Here is a 10,621-nt window from a genome sequence, read left to right on the forward strand (position 1 = left end):
GTCAGGCCGGTTTGGCGGCGGCGTTCTTGATCGCGCGGCGGATGCGGATATAGGTTCCGCAGCGACAGAGATTGCCTGCCATGGCCGCGTCGATGTCGGAATCGTCAGGTTGAGGATTGCTGTCCAGCAAGGCTGTTGCCGACATGATCTGACCGGCCTGGCAATAGCCGCATTGCGGCACCGCAGCTTCCATCCAGGCTTGCTGGACCTTGGCGCCGTTGGGCGTCCTGCCAATTCCTTCGATGGTGACGATGGCGCGGGTGCCGACGTCGCCAACGGCCAGCTGGCACGAGCGTACCGGCTTGCCGCCCACATGCACGGTGCAAGCGCCGCACTGGGCGACGCCGCAGCCATATTTGGTGCCGACGAGATTGAGGTGATCGCGCAACGCCCAGAGAAGCGGCATATCCTCGGGGACATCCACTTCGCGCAATTGCGCATTGATATTCAGAGTGAGCATGTCTCCATCCCTGCGTGACAGCGAAAGCGATGCATCAACGGAACTGCTCGCCGGACAGTACGCCGGTATCGCCCCCTGGTAAACTTCAACAATACGTTATCGCCGCCATTGGACGGCATCGTTCCGCGCCATGCTATTTTGCGGCGGTATCTGAAAAGGGGGGTATTTCGGCGCCCTTCAAGGCGAGACCGAAATGCTTAGGGCTCTCGCCGAATTGCCGATCATCGCCCTTCGCAAAAGAGCTATTGCCTTTCAAATATCAAGGCGGGGCCGGGATCGAGCAGTCATATCCATGTTGCCGGTCGGCGATGGAAGAGGCGGCTTCGCCTTACGAAGCAAGCCGCCGAGAACGCCGTCTGCGGCAGCCTTCAAGGCACGTCGTCTTGTGCCACGATGCCGCCTTCGCTTTCCAGGGTGGCGATCCGACGGGTTTCGGATCGGTTGAACTTCAGCCGCACGCCGATGCCGCCGGCGTCTCCATCTTGCAGAAAGACTGCGCCTGCCGCCTCGAGCGTTGACTGGAGCAGACCGACAACCCGGTCATCCGGCTCCTCAAGCTTTCGTTCGAACCGTTCGATTCGCTCCTTTTCCACCCCGGATGATTTGGAGAGACGATCCCTGGTGAACTCCACCAAGGCACGAGCAGCGTGGCATTGCGGGCCTGTAATCACGGTAAGCCTCTTGAGCGCGTTCCGATCCTGGCATAGTCCAGTCGCGCTTTCCTCCTGTCAACTGTCCCAATGCCAGAGTCGTCACGGCGCTTTCGGGCATCCGACGACTTGTATCAAAGCGTGCGGCATCGACGATCCGGCGAAGCTGTCCACGCACGGCTGACGGCGACCGCCGGATGCTCAACCGCCCGTGCTGATTGAACGCCGAAACTACAGCCGGCCTGCCTCGACGATCTTCTGCAGAAAGGATCCCGTGCGCTCCCGCGTCGGAGCGCTGAAGATCTGCTCGGGAGGACCTTCCTCGTAGACCTTGCCGTCGGCGAGGAAGCAGACCTTGCTGGAAACCTCGCGGGCAAAGCCCATTTCGTGCGTCGCAAGCACCATGGTCATGCCGTCGGCGGCGAGGTCGCGTACGATGTTGAGGACTTCGGAGACGAGTTCCGGATCGAGCGCCGAGGTGATCTCGTCGAGAAGCATGATCATCGGGCTCATCGCCAGTGCCCGCACGATCGCGACGCGCTGTTGCTGGCCGCCGGAGAGACGGTCGGGATATTCATGGGCCTTGTGGGCAAGGCCGATGCGCTCCAGGAGCCGCATCGCCAGCGCCACGGCGTCGTCTTTCGGTTGTCTGAGCACCTTGCACGGCGCCAGGATCACGTTTTCCAGCACCGTCATGTGGGGAAAGAGGTTGTAGCTCTGGAAGACGATGCCGACGTCGCGCCGCAGCGCGTTGACATCGACGCCCGGGCCGGTGATGCGGTCGTCATGGATTCGAATTTCGCCGGAGTTGATCGTCTCCAACCCGTTCAGGCAGCGCAAGAGCGTGGACTTGCCGCAGCCGGAGGCCCCGATCAGGCAAACGACCTGATGCTCTTCCACCTCCAGCGTCAGGCCGTCGAAAACCTTGAAGGTGCCATAGTTCTTGGAGATGTTCCTGACTTCGATGATCGGCATGGCCATCCTCGCCTTATCCTGCGCGCATGCGCCGCTGGTCGTTTTCGATGATCCGGTCGACAAACCGGGCCTGCGGTATCGTGATCAGCACGAACACGAAGGCGACGACGGTGACGGGCGACAGGTTGAAGTAGTTGCTCGAGAGGATCTTGGCCTGGTTGAAGGCATCGATCGAGCCGATGACGTTGACCAGCGCCGTGTCCTTCTGCAAGCCGATGAAGTCGTTGAGCAGCGGCGGAATGATGCGCCGCACCGCCTGGGGAACGATGACGTAGCGCATGGTTTGCATGTGGGACAGGCCGAGCGAACGCGCCGCCGCCACCTGGCTCCAATGGATGCTTTCGATCCCCGCCCGATAGACCTCGGCGACATAGGCACCGAAGGTCAGCGTCAAGGCCAGGATTGCGTAGGTCTCGACAGACAGATCCTTCAGGATCGGAAGGTTGCTCAAGGGGAGGCCGAAGCCGATGAGGTAGATCGTGATGATCGCCGGCATGCCGCGGAAGATATCGGTATAGAGCGTGGCCATCGCCCGCACCGGAGCGCCGGTCTTGCCCGGAATGAGCCTCGCCACCGCAACGATCAGACCCCAGACGAGAACGCAGATTTCGGCGACGACGAAGATATAGATGTTGACCCAGAAAGCCTTCAGAACCAACGGAAACGACGACACGATCAGCGGCAGCGCCAGGAAGGTGCGGCTGACCGCCAGGTCGTTTGCCATCAGGAACTGCGCGAGAGCGATGATGACCGCGAAGAGCGCGGAGAAGCCGGCCGTGTAGTGGGCGTAATCGAGCGATGCAGAGGTCGCGATTCTCGCTGCGATCATATCCCCGGCCGCAACCGCCTGCCGCGCCTTCTGGGCGCGAAGGACGCTTGCCGATGCCGGCCACAGCAGCAACAAGGCGAGGACGACCGGAATTGCAAACAGCGCACCTGATAGCACCGCGCCGATACCCAGCGCGGCAGCTTGGTCGCGAGCCGCGCCGAAGGTGATCCAGGTCGAAACGGTTATGAACAGAGCGCAGAGCATGGCTGTCGTCGTCCATCCGCGCGGATCTTTCGGCGCCGCACCGGCGCCGAAAGATCGTCCTTCGCCGAGACCCATCAGTTTGGTCTCGGCGCTTCGAGAAGTGGTCGTCATAGCGTATTTTCCCGCCGTCCGATCAAGGCTTCAGATAGGGGATCTTGGTGGGATCGGCACCCCAGATGCCAGTGAGATAGGTCGAGGCCAGCTTCGCCAACGTCCCGTCGGCGCGCATGTCCTGGATGACCTTGTCGATTGCGGCCTTGTTCGGCGAGTCCTTCGGATAGATCGCACCGTAATACTCGCCCGTCTCGAACTGGCCGGCGACGGTCAGTGCGCCGTTCGACTTCGATGCCTGGGCGAGGATGATCGCGGTGTCGGTGATCGCTGCATCGATCTGACCGGCCATGAGCGCGGCGAACATGCCGGGGTTTTCCGGATAGACCTTCACTTCTGCGGGCTTAATACGATCGGTCACGAAATTGGCGCCGGTGGTGCCCTGCAGAACGCCGATGCGGAAGGTCTTGAGTGCGGCGGAATCCACCTGCTTGCCGGCTTTCACGAGCACGCCGATATCGGAGGAGAAGTAGGGCGCCGAGAAAGACAGGACCTTCTTGCGCTCGTCGGTGATGGAGATTGTCGCCATCGCCAGGTCCTTGTGCTGGTTGGCGTTCGCAATCAGCGCGGGGAAGGACGAGACGACGATCTTGACCTTGTCGAAGCCGGCGCGATGGGCGACGTTGGCGGCGAGGCAATATTCGAAGCCGTCCGCAATCTGGTCAGGCGTATCGCCATTCCACCAGGCCGGGTTGGGGAGTGCCGTCTCGACGGTTATTTCGCCCGGATTCGCGGGCGTGATAGAAATGGAACCCTTTTCACCGGAAAGCGGGCATTTGGAGATTTCGTTGGCCATGGCGGAGGTCCCCGCCAAGAGGCATAGCGCAAGCGCGGCGAAACAAGCGCCCGAGGCACCTTTATTCTTCATGTTATTGATTCCCCTTTTCTATTCGTTACTCGAAAAGCACTCCCGGCGGGGTGCCGCTGCGTTGCTTTTCGTCCTGAGACAGTAGCATCAAGCCACGGGGAAGTTTGTCGCGGCCGGGACTGAAAGTGTTTTGAACTGGCCAATTTGATGCAGTGGCAAGCAAATTTGCTTGAATCAGGCTAAGGCTCGTGACCACAGTTTTCCGCCAGGAAGATGTGCTTTGGAGAGGCGAGGATGAAGCGCAGTCAGGATTACCCGCTCACGATCAGGCCGGTCGTGACGCTGTCGGACGAGTACCCGGCCGGATATGTCGACCCCTTCCATGCACATGAGCGGGCCCAGCTCAGCTTTTCATTGTCGGGCGTCCAGGCCGTTACGACGGAAGCAGCGACCTACGTGCTGCCACCCAACCGGGCGATCTGGATTCCGCCCGGCGTGCGCCACCAGACCCAGTGTCGCGAGAACGTCAAATTCTACGCTGTCTATATAGACCCGATGCTCGACAACCTGCCGAAGGAGTGCCGGGTTTTTGAGGTTTCCGATCTGGTGCGCGCGCTGATCGGCGAGATCATGACGTTCAATTTCGCCTATGACGAGGCAGGACGCGAGGGGCAGATCGTCCGGCTGCTGCTGGACGAGATTCCACGCATGCCGACAGCGAACATCCAGATACCCATGCCGAGCGACAGCCGCATCCTGCGGGTTTGCAACATGATCATCGACAATCCGGGGGACCACAGCGATATCGATTACTGGGCTTCCGTCGCCAATATGGGGCGGCGGACATTCACGCGCATCTTCAAGAATCAGACGGGCATGGCTCTGGCCACATGGCGGCTGCAGGTGCGCCTGATGCACGCGCTCTCGCTCCTGCATGCGGGCCATTCGGTGACCTCTGTTGCCTATGGCATAGGCTATGAGAGCGTCTCGGCGTTCACGTCGATCTTCCATCGTTCCTTCGGCGCCCCGCCGAGCCACTATCGGGCGGAGCACAACCTCAAGCCGCAGGGCACAACGGCCTGATCGAGACAGGAAAAGACCCGGCGAAGGGAGCGCCGGCGCACGGACGATTGCTAAGATTGCCTCGACCCGAAGACCATGAGGCCAGTTCCGTGAGCATATCTCCTTCCTCCCCGCAGCACGCCACCCTGTCGCCAATCGATGACGAAATCGCCCTGTTCCTCACCAGGATGCGCAAGGGCTGGGCACAGTATCCGTCGCTCTCCAGCGTTTCTCCCGAAGAAGCGCGCCGGATCGCGGAAATCGTCCGCGAGCCCTTCCGGCAGGGCGGCCCCGTCATGGCAAAGACGCAGGATCTGTCGATCCCGACACGCCACGGGGCTATGCGCGCTAGGCTCTACGATCCCGGACTGCCGGATGATGCGCCGGTCCTCGTCTATCTTCACGGCGGCGGCTTTGTTCTGTTCAGCATCGACACCCACGACAGGCTGATGCGCGAATATGCTCATGCGGCCAAGGTCAAGGTGCTGGGTCTCGACTACTATCGTTCTCCCGAGCACAAATATCCCGTCGCCATCGATCAGGTGGAGGATGCGCTCGGCTGGCTGAAACTCGCATCGATCGGTATCGATCCCTCGCGGCTGGCTCTGGGCGGCGATTCGGCGGGCGGCAATCTTTCGCTCGCCACGGCAATCCGCATGCGCGACAAGGGTGATGGCGCTGCGATCAAGGGTCTGCTGTTCAACTACGCGGGTTTTGCAACCGAATGCTCCGACGAGGCCGAGGCGCTGCATGGCGGGCCGGGCTCCGTCATGGATCGCGAGGAGGTCAACTTCTATTTCCGCAACTACACGCGCACGCCGGAAGACCTGACCAATCCCGAGATTTATCTGCTGAAGGCCGAGCTTCATGGCCTGCCGCCCGCTTTCCTTGTCGTTCCGGATCGGGATATCATTGCGGCCGACAGCTTCGAGATGGTGGAGAGGCTGCGAGGGGCTGGCAACGTCGCCGACAGCAAGGTCTACAAGGGCGCCACGCATTCCTTCCTGGAGGCGATGTCCATGTCCGGGCTGGCACGGGAGGCGATTGCCGATGGCGCGCGGTTCATATCCCGCGTGCTTGGCAGAGCAGGCGCCTGAACGAGGGAAGACAAGAAAGGATGGGCTCATGTTTCTGACTGAAGGCGATATCGGGGATCTGGTGCGGTTTCGACACGATCTTCACCGGCATCCGGAAATCTCCGGCGAGGAACATGAAACGGCCGGGCGCGTCGTCTCCTTCCTCACGCCGCTGAAGCCGGACCGGATCATGACGGGATTGGGCGGCACCGGTGTCGCCGCCGTTTTCGAAGGGAAGGGGTCGGGACCGACGTTGCTCTTCCGCTGCGAGCTCGATGCCCTCCCGATCGCCGAAACCCGCGACATCGCCCACAAGTCGCTCGTGGCGGGCAAAGGCCATATGTGCGGTCATGACGGGCATATGGCGATCATGGCGGGGCTTGCCCACGGCCTGTCGCGGGAGCGGCTGCGGCGCGGCCGCGTGGTATTGCTCTTCCAGCCTGCCGAGGAAACCGGCGCGGGCGCGGCAGCGGTGCTCGACGATCCGCGATTTGCCGAGATCCGCCCGGATTTTTCCTTTTCGCTGCATAATTCGCCGGGCCTGGCGTTCGGCGAAGTGGCGCTTGCCGAAGGGCCGGTGAATTGCGCCTCCCGCGGCATCCGCATTCGGCTGACAGGACGGACGGCGCATGCGTCCACGCCCCGCTCCGGCAAATCGCCCATGGGTGCCGTGGCGGCGCTGATGACGGCGCTTGCGGCCATGTCCGTCGATGGCGCCCGCGACGAGAGCCTCTCGATGGTGACCGTCACCCATGCGTCGCTCGGCGAGCCCACCTTCGGCGTCGCTCCCGGCACGGCCGAGGTCTGGGCGACGTTGCGCACCTTGATCGACGACCGCATGGAGCATCTCTGCAACGAGGTCGAGGCTTTGGTGAAACAGGTCGCTACGGCCGAAGGGCTCGGTCTTTCCATCGACTACAGCGATATCTTCTCCCATTGCGAAAACAGTCCGGAGGCGGTTGCCCGCCTTGCCGAAGCGCTGGAACAACAGGGTATCGTCTTCGGTCGCGGCAACTTGCCGATGCTCGGATCGGAAGATTTCGGGCGCTTCCGAGCCGTCGCTCCCTCGGCGATGTTCCTCCTCGGCGCAGGACCGAATTGTCCAGCGCTTCACAGCCCCGACTATGATTTCCCGGATGGCCTCATCGGCATCGGCGCCGGCGTTTTCATGCGTGTCGTGCAAAACATGCTCGGCGACGCGGCCTGATCCTGAGCCTGTCTTTCGCCATCGCAATGCGGCCCTATCGCGATAGTTTTTGACCTGATGTCGCAGGCGGGCCACGCCGCCGGGATGATAGTCTCCTGCGTACACTCCACATCAGCCGAAAGGGTTGCCGACGATGAGGATCAAAGCTGCCGTGCTCGAGGAAATGGGGCTGGACCGGCCCTATGGCGAAACATTGCCTCTCAAGGTGCAGATGATCGACCTTGAAGGGCCAGGCCCGGGGGAGGTCCTCGTGCGCATGGCGGCCGCGGGTCTCTGTCATTCGGATCTGTCCGTTATGGAGGGAAACCGGCCGCGCCCCTTGCCGATGGTGCTGGGCCATGAAGCCGCCGGCATCGTCGAGGAGGTCGGTCCTTTCGTGGAAGACCTGAAGCCCGGCGATCATGTGGCGTTCGTCTTCGTGCCGAGTTGCGGCCATTGCAATCCCTGTTCGGAGGGCCGCCCGGCGCTTTGCGAGCCGGGTGCCGCGCACAACGCCAAGGGCGACCTGACCACCGGCGCCACGCGCCTTTTCCGTCACGGCAAGCCTATCCACCATCATTGCGGCGTATCGTCTTTCGCGGAATATGCCACGGTTTCCCGCCGTTCGCTGGTGAAGATCGACCCCGAGGTGCCGCTCGATATCGCCGGGCTGATGGGTTGTGCCGTCATCACCGGTGTGGGCACGGTGTTCAACGCCGGCGAAATCAAACCCGGCGGATCGGTCGCCGTCATCGGTCTCGGCGGCGTCGGGCTTGCCGCGCTGCTCGGCGCTGTCGCCGCGGGTTGCGAGACCATCCTTGCCATCGACCGGCTGGAGTCGAAGCTCGAATTCGCTCGCTCGCTCGGCGCGACTCATACCCTGCGCGGCGATGATCCGGATGTGGTCGGGAAAGCCCGCGAGATCACGGGCGGCGGCGTTGCTGTGGCGCTCGAATTTGCGGGCTCGGTCCATGCGCTGGAACTCGGCTACGCGATCACGCGCCGGGGCGGAACAACCATCACCGGCGGCCTTCCCAATCCTAACGCCATGCTGCGCCTGCCCGCCGTGACCCTGACGGCGGAGGAGCGCACGCTGAAAGGCAGTTATATCGGCTCGAGCGTGCCGTCGCGGGATATCCCTCGTTTCCTCAATCTCTACAGGCGCGGCAAGCTGCCGGTCGACAAGCTGCTGACCGGCCGCCTGAGCCTTGAAGAGATCAATACCGGCTTCGATCGATTGGCCGATGGCGCGGCCATTCGCCAGGTCGTTTGGTTTCTCTGATATTTCGAACGAGAGCCGGGCACGAGACCCGGCCGCAACGTCACGGGCAGGACAAGATGACAGGAAAATTCGACAACTGGAACGATCGCGACATCGGCGACGTGATCGACGCCTATCCGATGGCGGCCATCGCGGCTCATGACGGCGATTTCCACATGACCGATATGCCTGTTCTGCTCGAGCGCAATGCCGATGGCCGGCCGACGGCGTTGCTCGGCCATCTGCCACGGCATGCGTCCATTTATCCGGTTCTCAACAAGGATTCCCGCTGTCTCCTGAGCTTTCATGGCCCGAGCGCCTATATCTCACCGGCCATGGCCGGAAAAAGCGATTGGGCGCCGACATGGAATTTCGTGGTGGTGCGGATTGCGGCGGAAATCGCGTTCAGCGACGAGCTGACCGACGAGGCTCTGGTGCGAACGGTCGCCCATATGGAGCAGAACGAACAGACGCCCTGGACCATCGACAGCCTCGGTCCGCGTTATGCGAAGCTCCGCAGCGGCGTCATCGGTTTCCGCGCCCGCATCCTTTCCATTTCAGCCCGCTTCAAGCTCGGCCAGGACGAGAGCGACGAAACCTTCAGCCACATTCTGGGCGCGTTGAAAGACGATGCGCTGGTCCATTGGATGAAGCGCATGCGGGACCGGGCCTAGTACGATGAAGGGCGGATAGTCGGCGTCCGCCGGATCGGCGATGTCGCTCTGTCGATTTCTCATGGTCGCCCGCTGGCGCGATGGCTTCCGTCATCGCGCCGCTTCTCATGCGGATCCTGCCCCACAGCGGATTTCTCCGCGCTTGCAAGACGGTCGCGCCGTCAAAATCCGGGATCAAACATCCAGGCGAATGTATGGGAACCGGCGCATCGCGCGGGAGTTATCGGGGCATGAACCAGATCATCTCCAAAGTGGATGCCGCCGCCGCGGCCGCCGAACTGAAACTCCATTCCGGACTGACCTACCTTGTCAGCCTTGAAGACGGCATTCGCCGAAGGCATGGAAAGAACGGATTTCTCTATTACATGCCAAGCGGAATGCGGATCACCGATAGAGTGGAGATCGCCCGTCTGGACGCCCTGGCCATCCCTCCCGCCTATACGGATGTGGTGATCTCGACAAACCCATTTTCCCACCTTCAGGCGATCGGAATCGATGCTCGCGGCCGCAAGCAATATCGCTATCATCCGGACTGGCATTCCGAACGCGGTCGCGTGAAGTTCGATCGTCTCGTCGACTTTGCAAGCAGCCTTCCCGAAATCCGTCAGCGGGTCGATGCCGATCTCGGTTCCCGAGGTCTGACCATGGAAAAGGCCTTGGCGACCGTGATCTGGATGCTGGACAACCTCTATATTCGCGTCGGCAATGCCGCCTATGCCGAGGCGAACCGGTCTTACGGAGTGACGACGCTCAAAAGGCGCCATGTGCGCGTGGAGGGGGGAACGGTCAAATTCCGCTTCAGGGGCAAGTCCGGCAAGGAATGGAATCTGGTGCACAGCGACCGACGCATCGCAAACGTCGTGCGAAGGTTGCAGGAGCTGCCGGGCCAGCAGCTTTTCAAGTATGTTTGCGACGACGGGGGCTACCGGCAGATCTCGTCGCAGGACGTGAACGCCTATATCAGGGAGACGTCCGGAAGCGATTTCAGCTCGCGTCAGTTCAGAACGTGGGGTGCGACTTGCATGGCGGTCTCGGCTCTGGCTCCCCTCGACGTGGAATTGTCGGAGAGAGCGGTCACGCGCCAGCTCAATCAGGTGATCGATACTGTCGCATCGATGCTCGTCAACACGCGTTCGGTTTGCAGGTCATCCTACATCCATCCCGCGGTTTTCGAGGATTTCAGGGCCGGATGCCTTCCAGAGGTCCTCAAGATCCAAACGCGCAGCGAGAGGCTCCTGCAGTGGATGGACATCGAGGAGGTTCGCGTGTTGCGATGGCTTCAAAGACGGGTGTCGAAGGATTGAAGCCTTTGAAGGAGTGGCAGC

The 10,621-nt window shown here is 61.8% G+C and carries 11 protein-coding genes; 6 read left to right on the forward strand and 5 right to left on the reverse strand.

The features are described 5' to 3' along the window. Position 1 precedes the first annotated feature (1 nt). The 5 genes from ACQZ6J_RS28940 to ACQZ6J_RS28960 form a co-directional block, all read right to left on the reverse strand. Positions 2–460, reverse strand: coding sequence for a (2Fe-2S)-binding protein (locus ACQZ6J_RS28940; protein WP_163993120.1), 459 nt, complete (start codon positions 458–460; stop codon positions 2–4). A 368-nt stretch (positions 461–828) separates the two neighbouring features. After that, the gene (locus ACQZ6J_RS28945) at positions 829–1,131 is read right to left on the reverse strand and encodes an XRE family transcriptional regulator (RefSeq protein WP_449086538.1); all 303 of its coding nucleotides are present in this window, start codon (positions 1,129–1,131) and stop codon (positions 829–831) included. Positions 1,132–1,341: 210 nt separating this feature from the next. Next, positions 1,342–2,085: an amino acid ABC transporter ATP-binding protein gene (locus ACQZ6J_RS28950; RefSeq protein WP_163993215.1), complete on the reverse strand. Its 744-nt coding sequence runs from the start codon at positions 2,083–2,085 to the stop codon at positions 1,342–1,344. 13 nt (positions 2,086–2,098) lie between these two features. Then, positions 2,099–3,229, reverse strand: a complete 1,131-nt coding sequence (locus ACQZ6J_RS28955; protein ID WP_449086539.1) for an amino acid ABC transporter permease — start codon at positions 3,227–3,229, stop codon at positions 2,099–2,101. A gap of 22 nt (positions 3,230–3,251) precedes the next feature. Continuing rightward, positions 3,252–4,097: an ABC transporter substrate-binding protein gene (locus ACQZ6J_RS28960; protein WP_449086540.1), complete on the reverse strand. Its 846-nt coding sequence runs from the start codon at positions 4,095–4,097 to the stop codon at positions 3,252–3,254. Positions 4,098–4,331: 234 nt separating this feature from the next. On the opposite strand from ACQZ6J_RS28960, the gene ACQZ6J_RS28965 reads away from it, so the two are divergent. The 6 genes from ACQZ6J_RS28965 (at position 4,332) to ACQZ6J_RS28990 (ending at position 10,600) form a co-directional block, all read left to right on the forward strand. After that, positions 4,332–5,120 (forward strand): AraC family transcriptional regulator, encoded by a 789-nt coding sequence (locus tag ACQZ6J_RS28965; protein ID WP_163993114.1) that lies wholly within the window; start codon positions 4,332–4,334, stop codon positions 5,118–5,120. An 89-nt stretch (positions 5,121–5,209) separates the two neighbouring features. Continuing rightward, entirely contained in the window at positions 5,210–6,196 is a 987-nt protein-coding gene (locus ACQZ6J_RS28970) for an alpha/beta hydrolase fold domain-containing protein (RefSeq protein WP_449086541.1), read from the forward strand. Between the two features lie 28 nt (positions 6,197–6,224). Continuing rightward, a complete protein-coding gene (locus ACQZ6J_RS28975) occupies positions 6,225–7,382 on the forward strand; it encodes an amidohydrolase (RefSeq protein ID WP_449086542.1) in 1,158 nt (385 codons plus the stop codon). Positions 7,383–7,515: 133 nt separating this feature from the next. Then, entirely contained in the window at positions 7,516–8,643 is a 1,128-nt protein-coding gene (locus ACQZ6J_RS28980) for a zinc-dependent alcohol dehydrogenase family protein (protein WP_449086543.1), read from the forward strand. A 56-nt stretch (positions 8,644–8,699) separates the two neighbouring features. Further along, positions 8,700–9,296: an FMN-binding negative transcriptional regulator gene (locus ACQZ6J_RS28985; protein WP_449086544.1), complete on the forward strand. Its 597-nt coding sequence runs from the start codon at positions 8,700–8,702 to the stop codon at positions 9,294–9,296. Positions 9,297–9,526: 230 nt separating this feature from the next. Further along, entirely contained in the window at positions 9,527–10,600 is a 1,074-nt protein-coding gene (locus ACQZ6J_RS28990) for a DNA topoisomerase IB (RefSeq protein WP_163993103.1), read from the forward strand. Positions 10,601–10,621: the final 21 nt, after the last annotated feature.

This window comes from Rhizobium sp. A37_96 (genome assembly GCF_053521765.1).